The 25,843-nt window shown below is 71.2% G+C and carries 21 protein-coding genes; 7 read left to right on the forward strand and 14 right to left on the reverse strand.

From position 1 onward, the window contains the following. Nucleotides 1-115: 115 nt before the first annotated feature. The 3 genes from glgC to ACIBEI_RS02550 form a co-directional block, all read right to left on the reverse strand. Nucleotides 116-1,336 (reverse strand): glucose-1-phosphate adenylyltransferase, encoded by a 1,221-nt coding sequence (gene glgC, locus ACIBEI_RS02540; protein WP_398884262.1) that lies wholly within the window; start codon nucleotides 1,334-1,336, stop codon nucleotides 116-118. Between the two features lie 93 nt (nucleotides 1,337-1,429). Beyond that, nucleotides 1,430-2,581, reverse strand: a complete 1,152-nt coding sequence (glgA, locus tag ACIBEI_RS02545) for a glycogen synthase (protein WP_398884264.1) — start codon at nucleotides 2,579-2,581, stop codon at nucleotides 1,430-1,432. 145 nt (nucleotides 2,582-2,726) lie between these two features. Next, the gene (locus tag ACIBEI_RS02550) at nucleotides 2,727-3,455 is read right to left on the reverse strand and encodes a (2Fe-2S)-binding protein (RefSeq protein ID WP_398884266.1); all 729 of its coding nucleotides are present in this window, start codon (nucleotides 3,453-3,455) and stop codon (nucleotides 2,727-2,729) included. Nucleotides 3,456-3,680: 225 nt separating this feature from the next. Between ACIBEI_RS02550 and ACIBEI_RS02555 the strand changes: the two genes are divergently transcribed. Beyond that, nucleotides 3,681-4,961 carry a DMT family transporter gene (locus tag ACIBEI_RS02555; protein ID WP_398884268.1) on the forward strand — a complete coding sequence of 427 codons (1,281 nt, stop codon included), beginning with the start codon at nucleotides 3,681-3,683 and terminating at the stop codon, nucleotides 4,959-4,961. Here the strand turns inward: ACIBEI_RS02555 and ACIBEI_RS02560 are convergent. After that, the gene (locus tag ACIBEI_RS02560; RefSeq protein ID WP_398884270.1) at nucleotides 4,951-6,129 is read right to left on the reverse strand and encodes a transglycosylase family protein; all 1,179 of its coding nucleotides are present in this window, start codon (nucleotides 6,127-6,129) and stop codon (nucleotides 4,951-4,953) included. The two genes, ACIBEI_RS02555 and ACIBEI_RS02560, sit on opposite strands and share 11 nt — an antisense overlap. A gap of 316 nt (nucleotides 6,130-6,445) precedes the next feature. Between ACIBEI_RS02560 and gndA the strand changes: the two genes are divergently transcribed. Then, nucleotides 6,446-7,885, forward strand: a complete 1,440-nt coding sequence (gene gndA / locus ACIBEI_RS02565; protein ID WP_398884272.1) for an NADP-dependent phosphogluconate dehydrogenase — start codon at nucleotides 6,446-6,448, stop codon at nucleotides 7,883-7,885. A 594-nt stretch (nucleotides 7,886-8,479) separates the two neighbouring features. On the opposite strand, the gene ACIBEI_RS02570 is transcribed toward gndA, so the two are convergent. The 5 genes from ACIBEI_RS02570 to ACIBEI_RS02590 form a co-directional block, all read right to left on the reverse strand. Beyond that, nucleotides 8,480-9,118, reverse strand: a complete 639-nt coding sequence (locus tag ACIBEI_RS02570; protein WP_398884274.1) for an aspartate/glutamate racemase family protein — start codon at nucleotides 9,116-9,118, stop codon at nucleotides 8,480-8,482. Then, complete coding sequence (locus ACIBEI_RS02575; RefSeq protein WP_398884276.1) at nucleotides 9,118-9,462, reverse strand: GNAT family N-acetyltransferase; 345 nt, start codon at nucleotides 9,460-9,462, stop codon at nucleotides 9,118-9,120. Before ACIBEI_RS02575 ends, ACIBEI_RS02570 begins: the two co-directional genes overlap by 1 nt. A gap of 34 nt (nucleotides 9,463-9,496) precedes the next feature. Next, nucleotides 9,497-9,916 carry an aspartate 1-decarboxylase gene (panD, locus tag ACIBEI_RS02580; protein WP_398884278.1) on the reverse strand — a complete coding sequence of 140 codons (420 nt, stop codon included), beginning with the start codon at nucleotides 9,914-9,916 and terminating at the stop codon, nucleotides 9,497-9,499. 289 nt (nucleotides 9,917-10,205) lie between these two features. Beyond that, the gene (locus tag ACIBEI_RS02585) at nucleotides 10,206-11,105 is read right to left on the reverse strand and encodes a hypothetical protein (RefSeq protein WP_398884280.1); all 900 of its coding nucleotides are present in this window, start codon (nucleotides 11,103-11,105) and stop codon (nucleotides 10,206-10,208) included. Between the two features lie 436 nt (nucleotides 11,106-11,541). Continuing rightward, nucleotides 11,542-13,506, reverse strand: coding sequence for an ABC transporter ATP-binding protein (locus ACIBEI_RS02590; RefSeq protein ID WP_398885083.1), 1,965 nt, complete (start codon nucleotides 13,504-13,506; stop codon nucleotides 11,542-11,544). Between the two features lie 231 nt (nucleotides 13,507-13,737). Between ACIBEI_RS02590 and ACIBEI_RS02595 the strand changes: the two genes are divergently transcribed. The 4 genes from ACIBEI_RS02595 to ACIBEI_RS02610 all read left to right on the forward strand — a co-directional run bounded on the left by ACIBEI_RS02595 (nucleotide 13,738) and on the right by ACIBEI_RS02610 (nucleotide 18,631). Further along, nucleotides 13,738-14,700, forward strand: coding sequence for a YbhN family protein (locus tag ACIBEI_RS02595; protein ID WP_398884282.1), 963 nt, complete (start codon nucleotides 13,738-13,740; stop codon nucleotides 14,698-14,700). Between the two features lie 152 nt (nucleotides 14,701-14,852). After that, the gene (locus tag ACIBEI_RS02600) at nucleotides 14,853-15,617 is read left to right on the forward strand and encodes a crotonase/enoyl-CoA hydratase family protein (protein ID WP_398884284.1); all 765 of its coding nucleotides are present in this window, start codon (nucleotides 14,853-14,855) and stop codon (nucleotides 15,615-15,617) included. A gap of 364 nt (nucleotides 15,618-15,981) precedes the next feature. Next, nucleotides 15,982-17,055, forward strand: a complete 1,074-nt coding sequence (locus tag ACIBEI_RS02605) for a mechanosensitive ion channel family protein (RefSeq protein WP_398884286.1) — start codon at nucleotides 15,982-15,984, stop codon at nucleotides 17,053-17,055. Nucleotides 17,056-17,155: 100 nt separating this feature from the next. Next, the gene (locus tag ACIBEI_RS02610; protein WP_398884288.1) at nucleotides 17,156-18,631 is read left to right on the forward strand and encodes an FGGY-family carbohydrate kinase; all 1,476 of its coding nucleotides are present in this window, start codon (nucleotides 17,156-17,158) and stop codon (nucleotides 18,629-18,631) included. Nucleotides 18,632-18,731: 100 nt separating this feature from the next. Here ACIBEI_RS02610 and ACIBEI_RS02615 read toward each other — a convergent pair whose 3' ends face one another. The 5 genes from ACIBEI_RS02615 to ACIBEI_RS02635 all read right to left on the reverse strand — a co-directional run bounded on the left by ACIBEI_RS02615 (nucleotide 18,732) and on the right by ACIBEI_RS02635 (nucleotide 25,300). Next, on the reverse strand, nucleotides 18,732-19,814 hold the full coding sequence (locus ACIBEI_RS02615; RefSeq protein ID WP_398884290.1) for an Ldh family oxidoreductase: 1,083 nt from the start codon (nucleotides 19,812-19,814) through the stop codon (nucleotides 18,732-18,734). Between the two features lie 20 nt (nucleotides 19,815-19,834). Continuing rightward, nucleotides 19,835-21,547, reverse strand: a complete 1,713-nt coding sequence (locus ACIBEI_RS02620; protein WP_398884292.1) for a thiamine pyrophosphate-dependent enzyme — start codon at nucleotides 21,545-21,547, stop codon at nucleotides 19,835-19,837. 13 nt (nucleotides 21,548-21,560) lie between these two features. Continuing rightward, nucleotides 21,561-22,421 carry an amidohydrolase family protein gene (locus ACIBEI_RS02625; protein ID WP_398884294.1) on the reverse strand — a complete coding sequence of 287 codons (861 nt, stop codon included), beginning with the start codon at nucleotides 22,419-22,421 and terminating at the stop codon, nucleotides 21,561-21,563. A gap of 131 nt (nucleotides 22,422-22,552) precedes the next feature. Further along, nucleotides 22,553-23,788 (reverse strand): L-2-hydroxyglutarate oxidase, encoded by a 1,236-nt coding sequence (gene lhgO, locus ACIBEI_RS02630; protein WP_398884296.1) that lies wholly within the window; start codon nucleotides 23,786-23,788, stop codon nucleotides 22,553-22,555. Nucleotides 23,789-23,851: 63 nt separating this feature from the next. Further along, the gene (locus ACIBEI_RS02635; protein WP_398884298.1) at nucleotides 23,852-25,300 is read right to left on the reverse strand and encodes an aldehyde dehydrogenase family protein; all 1,449 of its coding nucleotides are present in this window, start codon (nucleotides 25,298-25,300) and stop codon (nucleotides 23,852-23,854) included. Nucleotides 25,301-25,531: 231 nt separating this feature from the next. Here ACIBEI_RS02635 and ACIBEI_RS02640 point away from each other — a divergent pair, with 231 nt between their 5' ends. Then, nucleotides 25,532-25,819, forward strand: coding sequence for a putative quinol monooxygenase (locus ACIBEI_RS02640; RefSeq protein ID WP_359848507.1), 288 nt, complete (start codon nucleotides 25,532-25,534; stop codon nucleotides 25,817-25,819). The last annotated feature ends 24 nt before the right edge of the window (nucleotides 25,820-25,843 follow it).

Below are 25,843 nucleotides of genomic sequence, written 5' to 3' on the forward strand. Positions count from 1 at the left end.
TCGGGCTTGATCACCGTGCGGTCGTACTTATGAGACCGCTCGGCCCGCCCGTCACCTCGGACCCGCCGGGGTGGGCCGCGCCATTGCCACCCCGGCAGCCCAACGTGCCCGGCCGCTACGACACGTGCTGGCCCTTCCCGAGCCCGATCACACCGCCCTTGGAGACCGTGTAGAGCTCCTGGTCCCGCTCCGGGTTGACGCCGATCGTGGCTCCCGGGGGCACCTGTACGTTCTTGTCGAGGACCGCGCCGCGCACGACCGCGCCCCGCCCCACGTGCACGTTGTCGTGCAGCACCGAGCCCTGGACGACCGCGCCCGGGTCGACGACGACGCCCGGCGAGAGGACCGAACGGGTGACCTGGCCGCGGATCAGGCAGCCCGCGCTGATGATGGACTCGCTCGCCATTCCACCTGCGTTGAAGCGGGCCGGCGACAGCTGGCCGGAGTGGGTGTAGATGGGCCAGCTTCGGTTGTAGAGGTTGAAGGCCGGCCGCTCGGCGATCAGGTCCATGTGGGCGTCGTAGTACGCGTCGAGGGTCCCGACGTCCCGCCAGTAGCCCTGATCGCGGACCGTCTCGCCGGGCACGTGGTTCTGGCTGAAGTCGTACAGCTGGGCCTCGCCGCGGTCGGTGAGGGTCGGCAGGATCGAGCCGCCCATGTCGTGCACGGAGTTCTCGTCCTCGGCGTCCCGGTGCAGCGCCTCCACCAGGGTCTTGGTGGTGAAGATGTAGTTGCCCATGGAGGCGAAGACGCACTCCGGGTCGTCCGGGAGGCCGGGCGGGTCGGCGGGCTTCTCCAGGAAGCCCCGCACGCTCTGGCCGTCCGTCCCGGGAGAGATGACCCCGAAGGCCGACGACTCGCTCCGGGGCACGCGGATGCCCGCGACGGTCACTCCCGCACCGCTGTCGATGTGCTGGGTCAGCATCTGCCGCGGGTCCATGCGGTAGACGTGGTCGGCGCCGAACACCGCGATGTAGTCGGGCTGTTCGTCGTGCACGAGGTTCAGCGACTGCAGGAGCGCGTCGGCGCTGCCCAGGTACCAGCGGGGGCCGAGCCGCTGCTGGGCCGGGACCGGCGTCACGTAGTTCCCGAGCAGGCTGGACATCCGCCAGGTCGTGGTGATGTGCCGGTCGAGCGAGTGCGACTTGTACTGCGTCAGGACGCAGATGCGCAGGATGTCGGCGTTGACGAGGTTGGAGAGTACGAAGTCCACGAGGCGGTACGTGCCGCCGAAAGTCACCGCGGGTTTCGCCCGGTCCGCGGTCAGGGGCATCAGCCTCTTGCCCTCGCCGCCCGCCAATACGATTCCCAGTACCGAAGGTCCACCGCGTCGCATGCCGCCGCCCCTCTACCGCCCGGTTCGGGCCACGTTCTTGAACTACACCTGCCAGAGGACTACCCCCGTGAGAGGGCGATCCGCGCCCGCGGACTACCCCTGTTTGAGGATTTCCTCGTACAACTGGACGGTTCGCCGGGCCACGGCGTCCCAGCCGAACTCCCGCACCGCCCGTTCCCGTCCCGCCTCGCCCATACGCCGGGCGGCCCCCGGGTCGGCGAGCAGCGAGTCGAGGGCACGCGCGAGCTGCGCCTCGAAATCGTCCTCGACGGACACCAGCAGCCCGGTCTCGCCGTCCGCGACGACCTCGGGAATCCCGCCCACCCGCGAGGCCACGACGGCCGTGCCGCAGGCCATCGCCTCCAGGTTGACGATGCCCAGAGGCTCGTACACGGAGGGGCAGACGAACACGGCGGCGTGCGTGAGCAGTTGGATCACGTCCGGACGCGGCAGCATCTGCGGGATCCAGTGCACGCCCTCGCGGACGCCGCTGAGCTCCTGGAACAGGTCGCGGAACTCCTGGTCGATCTCCGGTGTGTCGGGGGCTCCCGCGCACAGGACGACCTGGGCGGCCGGGTCGATGTCCCGGACCGCGCGCAGCAGATGGGGCACGCCCTTCTGGCGGGTGATGCGGCCGACGAACAGGACGTACGGGCGGCCGAGGTCGAGGCCGATGCGGTCGATCACGTCCGTGCCGTGGTCCGGCGCGTAGAGGGAGGTGTCGATGCCGTTGTGCACGACGCGCACCTTCGCCGGGTCCAGGGAGGGGTAGCAGCCGAGGATGTCCTCGCGCATGGCCGTGGAGACGGCTATCACGGCGTCGGCGGCCTCGATGGCGGTCCGCTCGGCCCAGCTGGAGAGGGCGTAGCCGCCGCCGAGCTGCTCGGCCTTCCAGGGGCGCAGTGGCTCCAGGGAGTGTGCGGTCATCACATGCGGGATGCCGTACAGCAGCTTCGCCATGTGGCCCGCGAGGTTGGCGTACCAGGTGTGCGAGTGGACGAGCTCGCGGCCTTCGAGGGCGGCGGCGATGGCGAGGTCCACGGAGAAGGTGCGCAGCGCGTCGTTCGCGCCGTCGAGCGTGGGCCAGGGCCGGTGGCGTACGACTCCGCCCGCGGCGCCCTCGCCCCAGCAGTGCACGTCCAGGTCGGTGAGGGGCCTCAACTCCCGGGCGAGGAACTCGACATGAACCCCCGCACCGCCGTACACATCCGGCGGGTACTCCCGGGAAAGCAGTCCCACACGCACCCGGAACCCCCTGTCTCAGCGGTTGGTTCCCACATGGTCACCCAGAAGTGGCCCTTGGGGAAGACCGCGAGGCAAGGCATGCCGCACGGCTCGGCACCTCGCTGCTCAGAGCGGCACCGTCGCGCTCAGAGCGGCACCATCGTGCTCAGGGTCGGCGAGGAGGCCGTACGAAGCAGCAGTCGCCGCACACGCCCCCGCCGGGGACCCGGTAGTAGAGGCAGCAGCTGCGCCGGCGGAACGCCGTGCCGTTCAGGGTGCCGGTGTCCCGCAGGTCGGGGTGGTCGAGGAGTTCGGCGGCGAGTGAGCGGGCCCGGTCGCCCACCTCGGGGTGGCCGTTGGCGCGGGCCCAGCGGTCGAGTTCGCGTGCGGCACCGGCGAGCGCCGAGGCCGCGTTGCCCCACAGCAGTCCCGCGGAAACGGGCTGCCGGGCCCGCAGGGCCGCCGCGAGGGGTTCGAGATGGCCGTCCTGTACGACCCGCCGGACGGTGGCCGCGTCGCCGGGCAGGGCGCGCGTCTCGGCCAGCCACAGGTCGTCGGGCGCGCTGCCGTCCGCGTCCCAGCGCACCAGCCGGGGATCGAGGTCCGGAATCTGTCCGTAGAGGGCTGCCGACCCCAGGGCCACCGACCACAGCCGGGCGGCGAGTCCCTGCTGCGTCACCGAGACCCCGATACGCGTCTCGGGCGCGTCCAGCAGCCGCACGACCTTACGGACACGGAAAGTGAGCGGATCCGACTCTCCGGTGACACTCCGTATCCCATACGCCTCCGCGAGGGTCGGCAGCGACGGCCGTCCCGTACGCAGGGCGAAGAAACCTTCGAGAGAGGCGAGTCGATTGAGATCCGGATCGAGGTTCACGGAGACCAAGTACACCAAGGGGGCATAACGGAGCCACTAGGGGGGTTGTACCCGGTGTCACCCGACCTGGGGAGGACTAGGCCCAAGACGTACTCCATCGGCAGTAGGACCCAATGACTGCTCAGGTACGACGACACGGGCGCTTTCAAAAGGGATCGTATTAACCATGGAAGCCGACCGATCGCCGCACCGGACTCCCCGCCTTCGGGAGAACGTCCGTCACATGCAGAGGAGGAGCGACACATGAACGCACTCGTGCTGTCTGTGCTGCTCTCTCTCGTCTCCGCCGTCGCGTACGCCGGCGGTGCGATCGTGCAGGAACGGGTCGCGGCCAACACGCCCGGCACGACGTACGCACCCATGCGCCAGCTCGCCTGGTGGATCGCGGTCGGCCTCAACGCCCTCGGCGGGCTGCTGCACGTCGTGGCGCTCGCCTACGGACCGCTCAGCCTGGTCCAGCCGCTGGGCGCGCTGACCATCGTCTTCGCGCTGCCGATGGCTGCCGTCTTCGTACGCCGCAAGGCCGGTGCGACGGCCTGGCGCGGCGCCATCATGGCGACGGTCGGTCTGGCCGGTCTGCTCGCCCTGGTCGGCACGGCCGACTCGCAGTCCCTGAACAGCACCCAGCGCGTGGTGGTGGCCCTTGTCACCGGCGGTGCCGTGGTGGCCCTGATGATGGCCGCCCGCGCCGTGCACCGGCACCCGGCCGTGCGCAGCGTGCTGCTCGCGACCGCGGCGGGTGTCGCCTTCGGTATGTCGTCGGTGTTCACGAAGACGGTCGCGGTCGACTGGACGGGCGGCGTCTCGCTCGCCGATGTGCCGAGCCTCGCCGTGATCGGTGTCCTGGCGACCGCCGGAATGCTCCTGTCGCAGGCCTCCTACCGGGGCGCCGGACTCGCCGCGCCGCTGGCCACGCTGACGGTCATCAACCCCATCGTGGCCGCGGCTGTCGGTATCACGATGTTCGGCGAGACGTTCCGCTACGGCGAGACGGGCACCGCCCTCGCGCTGGGCTGCGGGGTCGTCGCCGCGGGCGGCCTGATCCTGCTCACGACGGAACGTATCAGCGGTTCGGAGCGTACGACTCCGGTGTCCGTACCCGCACCTGCACCCGTGCCTGTCCAGGCAGTGGCCGGAGCGATGGCGGACGCGGCCGTCAGGACCGAGCCGGGACCGGCGGCCGCCGAGCCGAGCCGCGTCGAGGAGCCCGCCGCCGTTCCCGACCGCGCTCTACCGGAGCAGCTTGTCCCGGCGGAGCGGCTGGTGGTCTCGGCGGGGGTACGGGACGAGACGCGCACCCGGGAGGAGACGCTCGCGCACGCCGGGATGTTCGCCTCCGCCTCGGCGCGGCAGGACTCGCTCCTGCCGCCGCCGGGGTCCAACGGCCCCCCGCCGCCCGGCGACACGCCGGACGACATCGAGGGCATCGACGAACCGTCCTGGCCCCGCGGCGGGTACTACGGCCTTCCCTTCCTGCCGTTGCTCCCCGCCCCGGTCGTGGTCCGCTCCAGCGTCAAATCGTGACGCCACCCGCGCGCAGATAGGCGACCGGATCTACGTCGCTGCCGAAACCGGGCCCCGTCCGCACCTCGAAGTGCAGATGCGGGCCCGTGCTGTTGCCCGTGGACCCGGAGCGGCCGATGCGCTGGCCGGTCACCACGCTCTGCCCGGCCTTCACGGAGATCGCCGACAGATGGGCGTACTGGGTGTAGCGGCCGTCGCCGTGCCGGATCACCACCTGGTAGCCGAAGGAACCGCCCCAGCCCGCGGTCACGACGCTGCCCGCGCCTACCGACTTGACGGACGTGCCGGTGGGCACCGGGAAGTCGACGCCCGTGTGGTAGCCCTTCGACCAGGAGGAACCCGCCGCGTGATACGGCGTTCCCGTACCGGCGCTCACCGGGGCGGTGAGGCCGCGCGTGGTCGACTGGGTCCTCTTCTCCGACTTCTCCTCGACCTTCGCCTTGGCCTGGGCCTTTTCCTTGGCCTTGGGCTTCTTCTCCGTCTTCTCCGACGTGTCGGAGGTGGATCCCGCGTCCGGCGACGCCTTCGGCTTCAGGCTCAGCCGCTGACCGGGAACGATCATGTCCGGGTCGGCGCCGACCATCCTGCGGTTGGCGTCGTACAACTGCCGCCAGCCGCCTGGGACCTCGCGTGCGCCCGCGATGCCCGAGAGCGTGTCGCCACGGACGACCGTGTACATCTCGGCGGTACCGGCCTGCGACTGGGGCGTGGTCTGCGGCTGTACGTCGCGGACGGTGCGCTTGGGCGTTTGCGTGGACTTGCCCGAGGGGTTGATGTCGGGGGTGTCGCCGCCGCGGGTGAGGCCCGCCCGTACCGAGCAGGTCGGCCAGGCGCCGGGGCCCTGGCCCTTGAGGACCTTCTCGGCGACGGCTATCTGCTGGTCCTTGGTGGCGAGGTCGGCGCGTGCCGCGTAGGCCCTGCCGCCGTACGCCTCCCAGGTGGACTGGGTGAACTGCAGCCCGCCGTAGTAGCCGTTGCCCGTGTTGATCTTCCAGTTGTTGGTGGACTCACAGGCGGCCACCTTGTTCCAGGTGTCCACGTCTGCCGCGTTCGCGACGCCGGTACCGATGAGCGGTATCGCCATCCCGGCGCCGCCCACCGTGACGGTGAGTGAGGCGCGGTTGATCCTGTTCGGCTGATACCGGCGGTGCCGGCCGCGTACGGCCATGAAGGTGCCCCCTCGACAAGCGTCAGGAGCCGCAAAAGTAAACGCTCCTAACAGGCCGTGACAAGGGGGCAATCGGCCGCCCTATCCCGCCAAGTGACCAGGAATCGACCTTCGTTGGCGGCTGTCGACGCGTATGCCCGGGGCAGATGTGACGGCGAAGTTCGGCGGGGCACTGAGGCAGGGGCGGCTCCGCTGCGTACACACCGTCGGAAAGTCAGGATGTGCGGTCGGCGAACCTGCAAGTCAGGATGGTCGGTGGGGCAAACTGGCAGGCAGGACCGGCACTACCGATTCAGCACCTCTAGGAGCCAACCGTATGAGCACTTCAGCCCAGATCGGCGTCACGGGACTCGCGGTCATGGGGCGCAATCTCGCCCGTAACTTCGCGCGCAACGGATACGCGGTCGCCCTGCACAACCGGACGGCGGCGCGTACGCACGCGCTGGTGGAGGAGTTCGGCAGCGAGGGCACCTTTGTCGCGACGGAGACCGCCAAGGAGTTCGTGGCCGCGCTGGAACGCCCGCGGCGCCTTGTGATCATGGTGAAGGCCGGCGAGCCGACCGACGCGGTCATCCAGGAGTTCGCCCCGCTCCTGGAGCCCGGTGACATGATCATCGACGGTGGCAACGCCCACTTCGCGGACACCCGGCGCCGGGAGCGCGAACTGCGCGAGCAGGGCATCCACTTCGTCGGCGCGGGCATCTCCGGCGGCGAGGAGGGCGCGCTGCACGGCCCGAGCATCATGCCCGGCGGTCCGGTGGAGTCGTACGAGTCGCTCGGCCCGATGCTGGAGAAGATCTCCGCGAAGGCCGCCGACGGCGCCCCGTGTGTCACGCACGTCGGCCCCGACGGCGCCGGACACTTCGTGAAGATGGTGCACAACGGCATCGAGTACGCCGACATGCAGCTGATCGGCGAGGCGTACCAGCTGCTGCGTGACGTGGCCGGCTACTCCCCCGCGCAGATCGCGGACATCTTCCGCACCTGGAACACCGGGCGGCTGGACTCCTACCTGATCGAGATCACCGCCGAGGTCCTGTCCCACGTGGACGCGGCGACGGGCAAGGCCTTCGTGGACGTGGTGCAGGACCAGGCGGAGCAGAAGGGCACGGGGCGGTGGACCGTGCAGATCGCCCTCGACCTGGGCGTTCCCGTGTCGGGCATCGCCGAGGCGGTCTTCGCGCGGTCCCTGTCGGGTCACACCGAGCTGCGTGAGGCCTCGCGGGACCTGGCCGGGCCCAAGGCCACGGCGCTGAGCGAGGCCGAGGCCGCGGCCTTCGCCGACCAGGTGGAGCAGGCGCTGTACGCGTCGAAGATCGTGTCCTACACGCAGGGCTTCCACGAGATCGCGGCCGGCAGCGCCGAGTACGACTGGAACGTCGACCTGGGCGCGGTCTCCGCGATCTGGCGTGGCGGGTGCATCATCCGCGCGGCCTTCCTCGACCGGATCCGCGCCGCGTACGACACGCGCTCCGATCTGCCCAGCCTGCTGGCCGACGAGACCTTCGCGCAGGAGATCGCGGCCGCGCAGGACGACTGGCGGGCCGTGCTCGTCTCCGCCGTGCAGCAGGGGGTGCCCACGCCCGGGTTCGCGGCGGCACTGGCGTACTACGACGCGCTGCGTGCGGAGCGGTTGCCTGCGGCGCTTACTCAGGGGCAGCGGGACTTCTTCGGGGCGCACACCTATCGGCGGACCGACCGGGAGGGGTCGTTCCACACGCTGTGGGGCGGGGACCGGTCCGAGGTTGCGGGCTGAGGTTCGGGTTCGGGCTGCGGGTGTGTGGGGGCTGGTGGCGCAGTTCCCCGCGCCCCTGAAAGATCGGGTTGGCCCGGGGGGGTTTTCCCCACCGCGGCACCCCCTAGTTTTTGGGGGGGGAGCCCCCATGTTACCGCCGGGGGGGCCGCGCGGGGGGCGGGGGCGGCTGGGGGGGGGGGGGGGGGGGGGGGGGGGGGGGGGGGCCCCCCCCCCCCCCCCCCCTGGCGGGGGGGGGGGGGGGGGCGCCCCCCCCCCCCCCCCCAACCCGATCTTTTGTGGCGGCTCAGCCCAGAGGATCCGGCTGGGGCTCCGGCGATGGGGCCGGGGACGGATCGGGGGGCTGAGGCACGGGGGACGGGGACGGTTCTGGGACCGGGTGGGGTTTGGGGGACGGGACCGGGTCCGGTTCCGGGAAGGGTTGGGGGTGGTCGGGGCCCGGGCCCGGTGTGGGGCCCGGCTTCACGGGGTCGGGGTACGGGTGCGTCATGGCGTCCTCCAGCCAGTCGGTACGTCGGCCCTGGACTTCTCCCACGCGTACCCGTGCCCCGCGCGCCCACTCACCCCGTCGCGGGACGAACGAGGGACCAGGTGGGCCTACGCCCCGCCGGCCGCCACCGCTCCCGCGGCCAGGCCGGGGCGCGGGCTGGACAGCACCGGTACGGCTGTCGTGGTGAGGTGCTGGGCCGGGGTCATCGAGGCCTGGGCGAGGACGATCGCGTCGGCGTCCGTGACGCTGTCGGCGGCGGACGCGACGGCCCGGGCGTACGCGTCCATGTCGCCCGCCGCGAAGTGGTCCCAGGCGTCGGCGGCCAGCAGGGTGCGTACGGCGGTCGGGGATCCCGCGCGGGCGGCCTCCTCCTCGACGAGGGCCACCGTCGGGCCGAGGGTGCTCTCCACCGTGGCGAGCACGACGACGCGCGGGCCGGTCGCCACCGCCGCGGCCGCCATCGGACGGTCCACCCGGAGCACGGGCACACCGGGGCGGGCGGCCTCGGCGACCGCGCCGATGGTGGAACAGGTGCAGAGGACCGCCACCGCCCCGTCGGCGACGGCCCGGTCCAGCATCGCGCGCACCTCGACGGCCACCGCCTCCGGTCCTTCCGCCCGGGCCCGCTCCAGGAGCTCCTCAGACACGAAGTGCCGTAGTTCCAGGGCCGGGTGGTCCTCGTCGCGGAGCGCGTCGAAGACGGGGATGTGGACGGGCGAGGTGTGCAGCAGGGCGAGCCGGCTCATCAGAAGCGGCCCGGGTGGGCGGCCAGCCATGCCTTCGCCGCGCTCAGCAGCTCGGGGTCGGCCGACGGGGCCTCGTCGGGGTGGCGTGCGGCCCACTTGACGACGTACGGGCAGAGCGGGGCGACCGGGACTCCCTCGCGGGCCGACATGACGTACAGCTCGCGGGCGAGGGAGCCCGCGATGCCCTTGCCCTCGTGGGCGGGCTCCACGATCGTGTGGACCGGGACGAGCGCGCGACCCGGGCTTTCGAGGACGAAGTACTCGATGTGGCCGACGACTTCGTCACCGGCGTACGCCTCCAGACGGCCGGCCGCCCGGTCGTCGCGGATCGCGATCTCGCTCATGGTCTCTCCTTGCGGATGCCGATGCGGATGGCGGTCAGGCCGGGACGGCCTGCGGGCTGCGCTCCTGGTCCGAGCCCGGCACCGGCTCGGACGGGTCCGCGCCGAGGGCCACGATCCGGTTCCCGGCGTCCACGTGCACGACCCGCGGGCCCAGCGTCCGGGCCTCGGCGTCGGAGACCTGAGCGTAACTGATGATGATCACCAGGTCTCCGGGGTGCACGAGATGTGCCGCAGCTCCGTTGATGCCGATGACTCCGGACCCGCGCTCCCCCTCGATGACGTACGTCTCCAGGCGTGCGCCGTTGTCGATGTCGACGATGTGCACCAGCTCTCCCGGCAGCAGATCTGCGGCGTCGAGGAGCTCGGCGTCGATGGTCACGGATCCCACGTAGTGCAGATCGGCCTGGGTGACCGTGGCACGGTGGATCTTGGACTTGAACATGGTGCGCAGCATGGACAGACTCCCGGACCTAGGCTCCCTGCCTGCGTTTTTGCAGGTCAAGGGCTGTTTCCTTACCTTACGAAGAGTCGCGCGCACGGGCAGCGTTCGCTCTCTCAGACCCGTGCCCGACGACGGTTCGACCAGCCTACGCATCGGGCTTGACCGACAGTCGTGACCTTCGCCACTGCGAGCACCGGTTCTTCGTGCGGCTCGAAACGGGCCCGGCCGGGAGAATTCCCGCCGGGCCCCCTTCCGTGATCATCGTCCGGCGTTCCGGACCGCCGGGCGAGGTGCTACCGCCTCATCGCGACGTCAGGCCGGAGATCCGCCACAGTCCGTCGTGGCCGGCACCGCTGGTGTACGCGTCCCCGGACGCCGCCAGCGAGAAGCTGAAGGAGTTGATCCCGACGATGTTGGTGACGTGGGACTGCACCCCGGTGGCGGCGTTCACCCGCTTCACCTCGCCGGCGACCATGAAGTAGACCAGACCGTCGCCGCCGACCGAGATCGACGTGGGTTCGTAGGCCTGGCCGGCCAGCACACGCGTCGCGCCGGTGGCCACGTTCGTCTGCAGGATGCGGCCGGCCATCATGTCCGCGGTGTAGGCGAGCCCCGCCTTGTCGAACGCGAGGCCGTAGGAGAAACCGAGCCCCGTGGCCACCACGCGTGCGGTACCGCCGTCCGGGACGGCGACGATCTCTCCCTTGCCGTCGGTGACATAGGTGGTGGTGCCGACACGGGCCACGCCGAAGAGCGAGGGCAGACCGGACGCCAGGGTACGGCGACTGCCGGTGGCGAGGTCGACCTGCTGAAGCATGCCGTCGAAGTTGGTGATGTACGCGCTGCCGCCGTCGACGGCCACCCCGCGGAGGTTGCCCAGACCGGTGGTGACCGTGGTGAGCGCTCCGCTGGCCAGGTCGAGCTTGAGCAGATCGCCGCCCGAGTACGCCAGATACACAGCGCCCGCGTTGTCGGGGGCGATGGCAACCGGGGAGCCGGCCGCCGGCGCGATACTCACGCAGTCCGCGGACGGGCAGCGGACGTCACCCGCCGCAGCAACCGCCGGAGCGGCAAGGGTCATTGTCGCGCCCGACGCCAGTAACGCACCGAGAGCCAGCGCCACGCCCAGCGAACGCCCGCGTCTGCTGAGCGAGCGGGCGGGACGGTCGAGCGGGAGTCGCGTCGCGGTCCTAGATCTCATCATTGAGTCCATCCGTTCCTGTCCGTCGACGATGGGTGGCCCACGGGATCGCCGCGGGCACTGCACGGGCTACGTACGGGGGAATGGAGAGGTTCACCAAGTGGGACCCGGACTTTCGAGGCGGGCGATACCGGCCGGCACCGAGGCGTCACCATCACCGCCCGGTCGCCGACGCCACGAAGCGTGGCGCGGGCCACCCCCTGCGGGCTGATGCGGGGGAGTTGGAGGCGTACGACCGGCCCGGTTTCGCCGACCGGCCGCGGGGCGCGGGGCGGAGGCCGCGGGCGCGACGCTGAGGCGACCGAGAACTGCCCGCCGGCCACTACCGGTCGGCGGGCACTGCCATGAGCGTTGCTCCTGGGGTGAGGAGGGGGCGCGTCCCGGCAAGCGGGTACGCGCCCACGCCGTCAGGTAAGGCGGCCGTCGTGCGCGATGCCTATGCCACCGCCTCCTCCGTCACATGGATCTCCGTCACGCCGTCCTCGGTCGTAACCTCCTCGGTCGTGCCGTTCGAGGACACGTTCTCCTCTGGCCCGTCGGCGCGTGCCGGTTTCTCGAACTGCGTCCGGTACAGCTCCGCGTACCGTCCGTTCGCCGCGAGGAGTTCCTCGTGGGTGCCGCGTTCCACGATGCGGCCCGCCTCGACGACGAGGATCTGGTCGGCGGCCCGTACCGTCGAGAGCCGGTGGGCGATGACGAGTGCGGTGCGTCCTTGGAGGGCCTCGGCGAGAGCCTCCTGGACCGCGGCCTCGGAGGTGTTGTCCAGGTGGGCCGTCGCCTCGTCGAGGACGACCACCCGCTGACGGGCCAGCAGCAGCCGGGCGATGGTCATGCGCTGGCGTTCGCCGCCGGAGAGGCGGTAGCCGCGCTCGCCGACGACCGTGTCGAGGCCGTCGGGCAGGGAGCGTACGAGGTCGTCGAGGCGGGCCCGGCGCAGGACGTCCCACAGTTCGTTCTCGTCGGCGTCGGGCCGGGCGAGGAGCAGGTTGGCGCGGACCGAGTCGTGGAAGAGGTGGCCGTCCTGGGTGACCATGCCGAGAGTGGCCCGCATCGACTCGGCGCTCAGGTCACGGACGTCGACGCCGCCGATGCGTACGGAGCCCTCGTCGGTGTCGTACAGCCGTGGCAGCAGTGACGCGACCGTGGACTTGCCCGCCCCGGACGAGCCGACCAGGGCGACGGTCTGGCCGGGTTCGGCTCGGAAGGAGACGCCGTGCAGGACCTCGGCGCCGCCGCGGGTGTCGAGTGCGGCGACCTCCTCCAGGGAGGCGAGGGAGACCTTGTCGGCGGACGGGTAGGCGAAGCGGACGTCGGTGAACTCGACGGAGGCCGGGCCCTCGGGGACCGCGCGGGCGTCCGGCTTCTCGTCGATCAGCGGCTTCAGGTCGAGGACCTCGAAGACCCGCTCGAAGCTGACCAGGGCGCTCATGACCTCGACGCGGGCGCCGGCGAGGGAGGTCAGCGGCGCGTACAGGCGGGTCAGGAGCAGGGCGAGCGAGACGACCGCGCCCGGTTCCAGGCTGCCGCGCAGGGCGTGCCAGCCGCCGAGTCCGTAGACGAGGGCGAGCGCGAGGGCGGAGACGAGGGTCAGGGCCGTGATGAACGCGGTCTGCGCCATCGCCGTGCGCACGCCGATGTCCCGCACCCGCCGGGCCCGCACCGCGAACTCCGCGGACTCCTGGCCCGGTCGGCCGAAGAGCTTGATCAGGGTGGCGCCGGGCGCGGAGAAGCGCTCGGTCATCCGGGTGCCCATGGACGCGTTGAGGTCGGCCGCCTCGCGCTGGAGCTTCGCCATCCGGCTGCCCATCCGGCGGGCGGGCACCACGAACACCGGGAGGAGTACGAGCGCGAGCAGGGTGATCTGCCAGGACAGGGTGAGCATCACGGCGAGGGTGAGCAGCAGGGTCACCAGATTGCTCACCACTCCGGAGAGGGTGTTGCTGAACGCCCGCTGGGCGCCGATCACGTCGTTGTTGAGTCGACTGACGAGCGCGCCCGTACGAGTGCGTGTGAAGAACGCGACCGGCATGCGCTGTACATGATCGAAGACCGCTGTCCGCAGATCCAGGATGAGTCCCTCGCCGAGGTTCGCCGAGAGCCAGCGGCCCACCAGTCCGATCGCGGCCTCCGCGAACGCGATCAGGGCGATGAGCAGGGCGAGTCGTACGACCGTGCTCTCGTCGCCGCCGGACACGATCGCGTCCACGACGCGTCCGGCGAGGACCGGGGTGGCCACGGCGAGCAGCGCCGTCACCACGCTGAGGACCACGAACTGGGCGATTCGGCGGCGGTGCGGGCGGGCGAATCCGGCGATGCGACGGAGGGTCGCCCGGGCGAAGGGGCGGCGTTCCTGCTCGGCGTTCATGACGCTGTGGAGCTGCGTCCAGGCTGTGGTCTCCATACTCATGGGACCGACCGTAGAACCTCAAGCAATCTTGAGGTCAAGGGGTGATCGATGACATTGACCGAGCCCACTCCCCTCACCGGGACAGTGGATCCCACCGGGACAGCCGCGCCCACCGGCACCAAGTCCCTCACCGGGCCCGGCGACCCTCTGCCGTGCCCCGCGTGTCAGCCGCTGTCCCCGTGCCCGCAACCCCACGTTGGTGCGGTGTGGAAACCCTCTCCCGATGTGACGGTCGAACGCTTTCCCCAGGGCTTCGCCAGACGCCTTCCGGTCCGGCAGATCCTGTGCCTGCTCCCGCTCGCCCTCGTGGCCGTGGTGGCGGTGCAGCACCGGTCCGTGCTCGCGGAGGGCTTCGGGCATCTGGCGTCGGCGAAGTGGCCGTGGCTGCTCGCCGCGGTCGCCGCGACCTGCCTGACCTGGGTGGCTGCCGCCGTCACCCGGCAGGGCGCACTCGTCGAACGGCTGCCCAAACGGCGGTTGCTGGCCACGCAGTTCGCTGCTGGCGCCGCCAACCATCTGCTGCCGACCGGTCTTGGCGCGAGTGCCGTGAATCTGCGGTTCATGACGGTGTGCGGGGTGCCGCTGGCCCGTTCGTCGGCCGCGCTCGCGCTCTATCTCCTGGCGGAGTCCATCGCCCGGGTCGGGCTGCTGCTGGCCCTGTTGATCGCCTTCCCCGACGCACTGCGGGTCGGCGCGCTCCTGCCGGACGGGGCGGTCGGCCCGCTGCTGCTCGTGGTCGGAGCGGTGGTGTGCGTCGCGGTGACGGTGCTTCTGCTCGTCCGACGGGTGCGTACGGTCGTGTTCACCTTCCTGCGGACCGCGCTGGGCGAGGCCCGGTCCGTGCACACGCGGCCGGCCCGCGCGCTCGCGCTGTGGGGCGGCTCGCTCTCCTTCCCGATGTTCCAGGCGGCCGGGCTGGCCGCGGTGGGGCAGGCGCTCGGCCTGCCGGTGCCGCCGCTGCACATGGCGCTCGCGTATCTGGCGGCCACGGTGGCGGTCGCCCTGGTGCCGACGCCGGGCGGGATCGGCTCGGTGGAGGCCGCGCTGATCCTGGCGCTGGTGGCGGCGGGCGGTCCGGTGGCGGTGGCGACGGCGGTGGTGCTCGCCTACCGCATCATCACGGTGTGGCTGCCGCTGCTGCCGGGGGCGTTGACGCTCGGTGCGCTCGTGCGGCTGAAGATGATCTGAGCGCGTCGGCCGCCGGGCCGGAAACCACCCTTCCCATACCGCCCGAAAGTTGACGGGGGCGGCCTGAACCCGCCCGTGTGACTGGGGAGTAACCTGCTGGCGTCGCCACACGAGGTCGCCACACCAGGTCGCCACACGAAGGGGTCCGAGCGATGCCGGTCCGGATCGAGCGTCAGGAACACGTCACCACCGTCGTCCTCTCCCGCCCCGAGGTCCGCAACGCGGTGGACGGTCCCACGGCGGCCGACCTCGCCGACGCGTTCCGCGCGTTCGAGAGCGACGAGACGGCCCGGGTGGCGGTGCTGTGGGGTGAGGGCGGCACCTTCTGCGCGGGCGCGGACCTCAAGGCGCTCGGCACGGAACGCGGCAGCCATGTGGCGGAGGACGGCGACGGCCCGATGGGCCCCACGCGGATGCGGCTGTCGAAGCCGGTGATCGCCGCGGTCGCGGGCCACGCCGTGGCGGGTGGTCTGGAGCTGGCCCTCTGGTGCGATCTGCGGGTCGCCGAGGAGGACGCGGTCTTCGGGGTCTTCTGCCGCCGCTGGGGTGTGCCTCTCATCGACGGCGGCACGGTACGACTCCCCCGTCTCATCGGCACCGGCCGGGCGATGGACATGATCCTGACCGGCCGCCCGGTGGCGGCACCCGAGGCGTACGAGATGGGCCTCGCGAACCGGGTCGTCCCGTCGGGCCGGGCCCGTGCGGAGGCGGAGGCCCTGGCCGCGTCGATCGCCCGCTTCCCGCAGGCCTGTCTCCGCGGCGACCGCGCTTCCGTCCTCGACCAGGAGGGGCTGAACGAGCGCGCCGCCATGCGGGGTGAATTCCGTCACGGGACAGGTGTGTTGGAGGAGAGCCTTGAGGGGGCGGCGCGGTTCTCGGCGGGTGCGGGGCGGCACGGTTCGTTCGGCGAGAACTGAGCGTCCCCGACGACGTATCCAGGCCAAGTTGGGGCGGGATCCTCAACGGGCCGGGGGCCGCCCGCCGGGCCGGAGGACGAGGGGGCCTCGGCACTCGTCCGAGGAGGGGAAGAGGCGAGGAAGACGCCAACATGCCTGCGGGCATGGCGAGTTGGCGGCGGTACTGGTGGGAGATGGCCTGACCCGAGCGGTCCTGGCACGGAACACCTGTGCGCATGTAGCAAGATGAGCGAACCCGCCGGTCAACGACTTGACGTTCCCGGTGGGGTCGTACATCCAGGAATCGAGCAGCAGGTGGCAACAAGGTGACGACACATCACATACCGGGCGTGAACGCCCTTCGTGGCACGACGGGAGGCAGTTGGTGAACCGGGACCTCACTGTGCACGACTGGATCGTCGCGGGTGTCTGGCTGGCCGTCGGGCTCGCGGCGGGCGTCCTGCTGCGCCTCCTCCTGCGCTGGCTGGGCAAGCACGCGACCCGCACCAGCTGGAGCGGCGACGACGTCCTCGTCGACGCGCTGCGCGCGCTGATACCGGTCGCGGCCCTCACGGGCGGCATCGCGGCCGCCGCGGCGGCGCTGCCGCTGACCGGCAAGGTCAACCACACCGTCAACCAGATCCTGACGGTCCTGCTCATCCTCGCCGCCACCATCACGGCGGCCCGCGTGATCACCGGGCTGGTGCGGGCCGTCACCCAGTCCCGCTCCGGGGTCGCGGGATCGGCCTCGATCTTCGTCAACATCACCCGGGTCGTCGTGCTGGCCATGGGCTGCCTGGTCGTCCTGCAGACCCTGGGCATCTCCATCGCGCCGCTGCTCACTGCCCTCGGCGTCGGCGGTCTCGCGGTCGCCCTGGCCCTCCAGGACACCCTCGCCAACCTCTTCGCGGGCATCCACATCCTCGCCTCGAAGACGATCCAGCCCGGCGACTACATCCGCCTCACCAGCGGGGAGGAGGGGTACGTCGTCGACATCAACTGGCGCAACACCGTCGTACGCAACCTCTCCAACAACCTCGTCATCATCCCGAACGCCCAGCTCTCCAGCACCAACATGACCAACTTCAGCCGTCCGGAACAGGAGATGACGCTCACCGTGCAGGTCGGCGTCGGCTACGACAGTGACCTCGACCATGTCGAGCGCGTCACCTCCGAGGTCGTCACCGAGGTCATGACGGAGATCGAGGGCGCGGTTCCGGAGCACGAACCCGCCATCCGCTTCCACACGTTCGGGGACTCGCGGATCAGCTTCACCGTCATCCTGGGTGTCGGGGAGTTCAGCGACCAGTACCGGATCAAGCACGAGTTCGTGAAGCGGCTGCACAAGCGGTACCACGTGGAGGGCATCCGCATCCCCTCTCCCGCGCGCACCGTCGCCCTCCAGCAGAACGGCGTGGCGATTCCGCCCCAGCGCGACGGATCCCTGTCGATCCCGTAGAACATCGGGGTGGGGCGGTCCGTGAAGGCCGCCCCATACCGGGCCGGGTCGGGCGTCCTGAGCCGGGCCGGTTGGCTAGTGAGCGGGGAGACTTGAGCGTATGACGGTGATCGGGGTCGACATCGGTACGTCCAGCAGCAAGGGCGTGCTGGTGGGCGAGGACGGAACCGTCCTCGCGACGGCTGTCCGCCCGCACACGGTCGACCGTCCGCACCCCGGGCACGTCGAGATGGACGCACGGGTGTGGTGGGACGAGTTCGCCTCCATCACCCGGGAGTTGCTGAAGTCCGCGCCGGACGGCACCTCCGTCACGGCGGTCGGCGTCAGTGGTATGGGCCCGTGTGTCGCCCTCACCGACGGGACGGACACACCGCTGCGCCCGGCGATCCTGTACGGCGTCGACACCCGGGCCACCGAGCAGATCACCCGCCTGGACGACGAGTTGGGCCGTGACGCCGTGCTGCGGCGCTGCGGATCGCTGCTCTCCACCCAGGCCGTCGGCCCCAAGATCGCCTGGCTGGCGGAGCACGAGCCCGATGTGACCGCCCGGGCCCGGCGGCTCCACATGCCCAGCTCGTACCTGGTGGTCCGGCTCACCGGGACCTGCGTACTCGACCACCACTCGGCGAGCCAGGCCGTCCCGCTGTACGACTCCGTGACCCAGGAGTGGTACGAGCCATGGACGCGCCACATCGCGCCCTGGCTCGAACTGCCCCGCCTGCTCTGGCCCGGAGACATCGCCGGCCAGGTCACGGCCGAGGCCGCCGATGCCACCGGTCTGCCCGCCGGGATCCCGGTGATCGCCGGCACGATCGACGCCTGGTCGGAGGCGCTGAGCGTGGGGGCGCAGCACACCGGTGACCTGATGCTCATGTACGGCAGCACCATGTTCCTGATCAACACCCTGTCCGAGCGTCTGCTGGTGCCCCAACTGTGGAGCACCGTCGGCGCGTTGCCCGGAACACGCAGTCTCGCGGGCGGCATGGCCACCTCCGGCATGATCACCGACTGGCTGCGGGAGCTGTTCGGCACGCCCGAGCACACCGAGCTGCTCGCCGGGGCGGAGGCGTCCGGGCCCGGTGCGCGCGGGCTGCTGATGCTGCCGTACTTCGCGGGCGAGCGGACACCGGTGGCCGATCCGCACGCCCGCGGGGTGATCGCCGGGCTGACGGTGGAGCACACCCGCGGCGACCTCTACCGTGCCGCCCTGGAGGCGACGGCCTTCGGCGTACGGCACAACGTCGAGGCGATGCGCGCCGCCGGCGCGGACATCCGCCGTGTCGTCGCCGTGGGCGGCGGCACCCGGGGCGGCCTGTGGACCCGGATCGTCTCGGCCGTGACGGGCATGGAGCAGGAGATCAGGACCGTCACCCTCGGGGCGAGCTACGGCGCGGCGTTCCTCGCGACGAGCGCGGTCGGCCGCCCGCTCATCGACGAGTGGAACCCGGTACGCGAACGCGTCGTCCCGGACCCTCAACTACGGTCCGGCTACGACGAGTTGTACGAGCTGTACCTCCGGCTCTACCCGGCGACGCGTGACATCGCCCATGAACTGGCCGCACGGCAACGGGGCTAGACCGAGGCTGCCTGCCCCGGCCCCACCCACAAAACCACCGGTGGCTCAGTTGCCCCGTGCCGAACGGCAGTCCAGTCCAGTCCCACCTCGTCCCATCAGGTCAGACGATCGGCGTCGGCGGAGTGATCCCGAACCGCTCCGCGCTCTCCGTCAGTTCGCGCCACACCTTCGGTGCCACCGGCACTCCCTTCTCGGCCCGCTCCGCGGCCACGGCGGCGCTGCGCTCACCCGGGTAGAACACACCTGCCGCGCCGTCCGCCGACGGCAGTCCCTTCAGGGTGCTCAGGGTGGTGTCGACGTCCGCGGTGAAGCGGTCCGGGTCGCCGAAGGCCGCCGGGTCCAGGGCGATGAGCAGGGCGTTCTGCCGGTGCTTGCGAGCCTTCGGGGCGTCCGAGTGGAAGGCGGAGAAGATCGGCGCACCGACGAGGACACTCGTGAGCAGCTCGAACGCGAGTGACATGCCGGACCCCTTGGCGCCCCCCAGCGGCAGCGGCATGACGGCCTTCTCCGGATCGGTGGTCGGGGTGCCGTCCTCGGTGGCGGCGGCACCCGCGGGCAGCGGAGTGCCGCTCGCCCTGGCCTGACGGATCCTGCCGAGGGCGATGGTGGCGGTGGCCATGTCGAGCAGCAGCGGTGCGTGCCCCGACGACGCGGCCGTGGGTACGGCGATGGCGAGCGGGCTGGTCGCCACGGCGGCGCCCTGCACCCCCGTATAGCCCATGTTCGGCATGCCGGCGACGAACCCGAGGCCGACCAGGCCCTGTTCGGCGATCTTCGCGACGTAGTAGCCGATGGCGCCGGTGTGGACGGTGCCGCGTACGCCGACGGAGGCGATGCCGGTGGTCCTCGCCCGGCTCACGGCCTCCTCGGCGGCGGTGGTGAGGGCCACCGGGCCGGGGGCGCGGTCGGCGTCCAGGACGGCGGCGGACGGCGTGGTCGACGCCACCGTGATCTCGGCCCGGGCGTTGGCCACGCCCTTGGCGAGCAGTTCCAGGTAGGCGGGGACGCGGGCGATGCCGTGCGAGTCGACGCCGCGCAGGGCGGCCCAGACGAACACGTCGGCGGTGGTGGCGGCGTGCTCGGCGCTGAGCCCTCCCTTCTCCAGGAGGGCGGCGGAGAAGGTGCGCAGGTCCTCGGCTCGGACGCGGACCTTGCCCGGCTTGGCGGTCGGGGTGTCGGTCATGGTGGCGGGAGCCTCCTGGGTCAGCGGGTGACGAGGACGTCGACGACGGCGGTGGTGCCCTGGGACACGGCCTTGAGGGCACGCTCCAGCGCGGAAGCGAGCGCGTCCGGCGTGTCGACGGTCTCGGTGTGCATGCCGAACGGCTCGGCGAACGCGGCGAGTCGGGGCAGCCGCCGCAGATCGGTGCCGAGCCACTCCCCCGTCTCGGCGGCGGCGCCCTCGGGGTAGAACCTGCGATGGTTGAGGTTCATCGACTTGTAGACGCGGTTGTTGAACACCACGATCAGCAGCGGGAGTTCGTACGACTTGGACGCGTCGTACGACGGGATGACCGGGTTGTAGGCGAAGGCGCCGTCGCCGATCGTGAGCACCACCGGGCGCTCCTGGGCGGCGAGTTTGACACCGAGCGCGACGGCGATGCCCTGGCCGAGGCCGCCCTGCACGTAGAAGTACGAGTCGGGTGCGTCGGTCCGCAGGTGGCGCCTGACGATCCGGCTGTGGGTGATGGTCTCGTCGACGACGATCCCGTCCCGGCCGTCGAGCAGCTTGCGCAGGGTGGCTGCGAGGAGGACCGGGTCGATGCCCTCGGCCTGTTGCTCCGCCCTCGCCTCCGCGGTGGCCACGGCAGTTCGCTCGGCGGTGGACCGCGCCTCCTGTGCCGCGCGGCGCTCCGCGACCGCCGTCCCGTCGAGGCCCTTCGCCCGTTTGGTGAGCTGGCGCAGGGTGTTGGCGACGTTGCCTTCCAAGTAGGCGTCGGCGAACAGGACTTGGTAGACGACGTGCGGGCGTTGTGGCACCTCGTCGATGACGACGATCCGCGCCTTGGACGGCCGGCGCGAAGGCGGGTAGAAGGGCGCACGGCAGTTGACGAGGAGGATCAGGTCCGCCTCGTCCATCCAGGGCCCGATGTCCGAGCCCGCGTGCAGCGGGTGGGTGCGCGGGAAGTTGCCGCACACCGCCGAGTCCGGCTCGACGACCGGGATGTGCCAGGCCTCGGCGAAGGCGACCAGGGCCTCGAAGCCGCCCGCCTCGCGGCCGGACGTCTCGGTCACGATCACGGGATTGCGGGCCTCCCGGATCGACTGCGCCACGGAGTCGGCCTCTTCGGGCGAGCTGTGTGTGGAGCCCGGCGGCACGACGGGCTTGGCCTCGCGGCCGTCCCACTCCTCCAGGAGGATCTCCAGCGGGATGTTGAGGTACGCCGGTCCGGCCGGGGCGCGCCAGGACAGTTCCGCCGCCCTCGTGATCATCGTGGGCAGGGTGTGGACGCCGGCGGCCTCGTTGGACCACTTGGTGAACGGCTGCGCGATGCCGTGCGGGCCGCCCACGATCGACAGGTTGCGGTACCACTGGCCGCCCGGGTCCTGGCCGGGCCCGTCGCCGTACGTGGTCGACTCCGATGAAGCCACAACCATCGGCACACCGGCGAGCAGCGCCCCGTGCACGGCCATGGAGCCCTGCAGCAGGCCCGGTGCCGCGTGCAGCAGCACACCCTGCGGGCGGCGTCTGACGAGTCCGTAGCCGGTGGCCATGCCGACGGCGACGGTCTCGTGCGTCAGGTCGAGGTACGCCGGGCAGGGCAGCCCGTCACGGTGGCGCCGGGCGAGGGACTCCCACACCGGGGCCCACTCGGAACCGGAAGAACAGAAGAGGTAGTCGGCGCCGGCGGCCTGGAAGGCCGATACGAAGGCGTCACCGCCGTGGGTACCCGAGTTTTTCTGGGTGTCCGTCATCTCCGGCGCTTCCTCAGCCCTCGATCGGCCAGTCGAGGACCTCGGAGATTCCGCGGCCCATGATCCACTCAAGCTCCTCGGGCGTGAAGTCCCAGTGCTTGGTGAACTGCTCGATCGTGTCGGTGTAGGTGATGCCGTGGCCGAGCAGCCGGGTGATGTCGGTGCCGTAGAAGCAGCGCCGGGGGCCCATCCTGTCGACCATCTCGCGCACGTACTTCTCGATGTTCTTGTTCGGGAAGGGCTGCGTCGAGTAGCCGGGCAGGGCCGAGACCTTGACGTAGATGTTGGGGTGCTCGGCGAGGTCTGCGGTCTCCTGGACCCAGTAGCCGATCGCGTCGTCCACGCAGCGGGCCATGATGCCCATGTGATCGATGATGATCTTCAGCCCGGGATGCTTGGCGGCGATCTGGCCGAGCTCGCGCTTCCAGATCGGGGCGTGGACCATGGTCGGGATACCGAGTTCCTCGGCTATCGGCCAGTACCAGTCGTTGGTTCCGTCGATCATCCAGTTGCGGTCCTGCGGGCGGTGGAAGGTGAGCCGGGTGCCCTTGATGTACGGGTTCCCGGCGAAGTCCTTCAGCAGGGCGGTGCCCTCGACCGGGTCGTCCTGGGGGACGCGGGCCATGATGCCGAAGCGGTCCGGGTACGCCTCGCAGGCCTCCAGGGCGTAGTCGATGCGGTTGCCCTCCCATGAAGGGGGCAGGATCAGCGCCCGGTTGACGCCCGCCTCGTCCATCAGCTCCAGGGCCTCCTCGTACGAGAAGGGGTCCTCGCGGTGGCCGTTGAGGCGGATGCGCTCCCGCGCCCCCGGGACCCAGGGGCGGTCCGGGGTCTCTTCCTTCCAGATGTGGATCTGCGTGTCGACGACGAACATGTCTTCAACTCTTCCTCTGGGACGGCGTATTGGGGTGGTGCGGAAGGAACGCTAGGCGGGACGTGAGGTCTTGCAGAGCGCTGGGAGCGCAAGCTGTTGTTGCGCGGAAGTGCGGTGTGAGCAGGGCATTTTCAGGGTGCGGAGGCGTCGTCGAGGACGGCGTCGACGATGTGCTCGGCGATCGCCATGGAGGCGGTGGCGGCCGGCGAGGGCGCGTTGCGGACAGCGGTGATCCGGCCAAGACGGTGGATGCGGAAGTCGTCCACGAGCGTGCCGTCCCGGTCCAGGGCCTGGGCGCGTACGCCGGCCCCGCCGCGCACCACGTCCTGGACGCCGACGCCGGGCACGTACAACTGGGCGTCCTTCATGAAGGCCGCCCTGGACAGTGAGCCCCGGTACTCCTTGATGCCCGTCCGCCAGTGCCGGGCGGCCATCCTCCAGGTGCCGGGGTAACCGGCGAGTCCGGCGAGGTCCCTGGGCGAGACGCTGCCCAGCCGGTAGCCCTCCCTGGCCAGGGCCAGGACGGCGTTCGGACCGACCTCGACGGAGCCGTCGACCCGCGGGGTGAAGTGCACGCCGAGGAAGGGGTAGCGCGGGTCGGGCACCGGGTAGACGAGCCCGCGGACCAGGTTCCTCGACTCCGGTCTGAGCAGCAGGTACTCGCCCCGGAAGGGCACGATCCGCGGCTCCCGGCTGTCCTGGGCCAGCTTGGCGACGGAGTCCGAGTGGAGCCCCGAGCAGAGGATCAGCCGGTCGACGCGGACCCTCCGCCGGTCTTCGTCCCGGGAGCCCTGCCGCTGCCCGGAGGTCACCTCGATGCCGCCCGGGACGTCGGTGATCGCGGCGACCGGGAAGCCGAGCCGCACCTCGCCGCCCGAGGCCTCGACGTCCTTGGCGAACTCCCCGGCGATCGCCGGGTAGTCGGTGATCGCGGTACGCGGGGAGTACAGGGCCGCGATGCCCCCGGCGTGGGGCTCGATCTCCTTGATCTCCTCCCTGGAGATCCGCCGGAGGTCGGGCACGTGGTTGCCTGCGGCCCGTCGGTAGAGGTTCTCCATCCGGTCCAGCTCGTCCTCGCGCACCGCCATGACGAGCTTGCCGGTCTCCTTGTACGGCAGGGACCGTTCCTGGCAGTACTCGCGGAGCATGGACACGCCCCGGACGCACAGGTCCGCCTTGAGGCTGCCGGGGGCGTAGTAGATCCCGGCGTGCACGACGCCCGAGTTGTGGCCGGTCTGGTGGACGGCGATCCGCTGTTCCTTCTCCAGCACCACGACCCGGGTGCCGGGGCGGCGCAGGGCGATCTCGCGGCCGGTGGCGAGGCCGATGATGCCTGCGCCGACGATGCCGATCGTCTCGTCAGCCATCGGCGTCCTCCTCTCTGCCTTTTCCCCTTCTGCCGCTCGCCACCGTCACGCCCGTCACGCCCGTCACGCGCCGAAGTGGACGGCGACGGTCTTGACGCGGGTGGAGAAGCGCAGGACCTCGTCGCCCTGCTCCTTGTAGGCCGTGCCGGAGTCCCGGAACCCGCCGAAGGGCAGGTGGACGTCCCAGCCGGTCGTCGTGGTGTTCACCGCGACCTGCCCGCACTCGGCCTCGTCGACGAAGCGGTACGCGGCCGTGAGGTCCCGGGTGAAGACGGCGGCGGCGAGCCCGAAGCCGGAGTCGTTGACCGCGTCGACGGCCCGGTCGAAGTCCTCGACCACCCGGACGGCGAGGACCGGGCCGAAGACCTCCTCGCGCCAGATCGCCGTCTCGGGGGTGATGTCGGCGAGGACCGTCGGCTGTACGTAGCAGCCGTGGGCGCGGTCGCCCTCGATGTCCGCGCCGCCGCCGGTGAGGACGGTGGCGCCCTGGTCGATCGCCTTGTTCAGGTCGGCGAGGACTCCGTCCCGCTGCTGTGGGCTGGACAGCGGGCACAGGGTGGTGGCCGGGTCGCTGCCCGGACCCGTCGTCAGCGCCTCGACCTCCGTGACGAGGAGCCTGGCGAACTCCTCGTACACCGGCCGCTCGACGACGACCCGGCTGGTGGCGGTGCAGCGCTGTCCGGCCTGGCCGAAGGAGGCCGCGACGACGGCCCTCGCGGCGGCCGGCAGATCGGCGTCCCGCAGGACGACGGAGGCGTTCTTGCCGCCGAGTTCGCCCTGGAAGCGGACGTTGCGGTCGGCGAGGCGGCGGCGGATCCGGTTGCCCACCGCGTTGGAGCCGGTGAAGGTGATGCCCGCGATCCGCGGGTCGTCGAGCAGTGCCTCCTCGATCTCGGGCGTACGGCCCGTCACCACGTTCAGGACACCGGCCGGCAGGCCCGCGTCGTGCAGGGCTCGGGCGAAGTGCAGACCGGAGAGCGGTGTCCCGGTGGCCGGTTTGAAGACGGCCGCGTTGCCGGTCGCGAGGAGCGGGGCGAGCTTGCGGGCCGGGGTGATCAGCGGGTCGTTCCAGGGGCTGATCACGAGGATCACGCCGATCGGTTCCCGTTGGGTGTGCGTACGGGTGTCGGGGCGGGCGTCGTGCAGCAGTGTGCCGTAGCCCTGGCGGGCCAGGCCCGCGTAGTAGTCAAGGAAGTCGGCTGCCTTCAGGGTCTCGCCGTGTGCCTCGGCGCGGGTCTTGCCGTTCTCGGCGGTGACGTCGGCCGCGATCGCGTCGGCCCGCTCCCGGATCAGCCGCGCCGCGTCGGTGAGGATCCGGGCGCGTTCGAAGGGGCTGGTGCGTTTCCAGGCGGCGAACCCGCGCTCGGCGTGGTCGTAGGCACGGGTGACGTCCTTGGCGGCGAGGGCGGGGACGCGTGCGAACGGGGTGCGGACGTCGGCGGGGTCGTGGACGTCGATCCACTCGCCGGTCGCCGCCCACTCCCCACCGGAGAGGGTTTCCAGGGTTCGCATGAAGATCACTTCCTTCGTCCGCCGCGGAGCGGGTCCGCGGTCTGCACAGGGAGCACCCGTACGGGCCGGATGCGACAACACACCATGTGGGAGCGGGCCACCAGTCCCGCGGCGGCAGTCATTGGTTGCGCCGCGCGCAGGTCGGCGTGCGGTTGATCCGTGCTGGAATCTGCTGGCCGGAGGCCTGTTGCGGGCCGCCGGGAGCCGAGATTCCGCTGAGGAGAGACAGACATGGCCTACGCAGTCATCGCCCGCTACCACTGCGAGCCCGCCGACGAGGCCTCGGTGCGTGCCGCGCTCCTGAAGGCGCGCGAACACACCCGTGCCGAGCCGGCGAACCTGGCGTACGAGGTGCACGCCGAGGCGGACCGTCCGGGGAGCTTCGTCCTGTACGAGCAGTACACCGACCGGGCGGGTTTCGACGCTCACAAGGCCGCCGGGCACTTCGACGAACTGATCGTGGGGACGGTGTGGCCGCTGCTGACGGAGCGGACGGTGACCTTCGCCGAGGTCCTGTAAGGCCCTGCCCCCGCCGGGAAGCGC

The sequence above is a fragment of the Streptomyces sp. NPDC050988 genome (assembly GCF_044456225.1).
Taxonomy (GTDB): Bacteria; Actinomycetota; Actinomycetes; order Streptomycetales; family Streptomycetaceae; genus Streptomyces.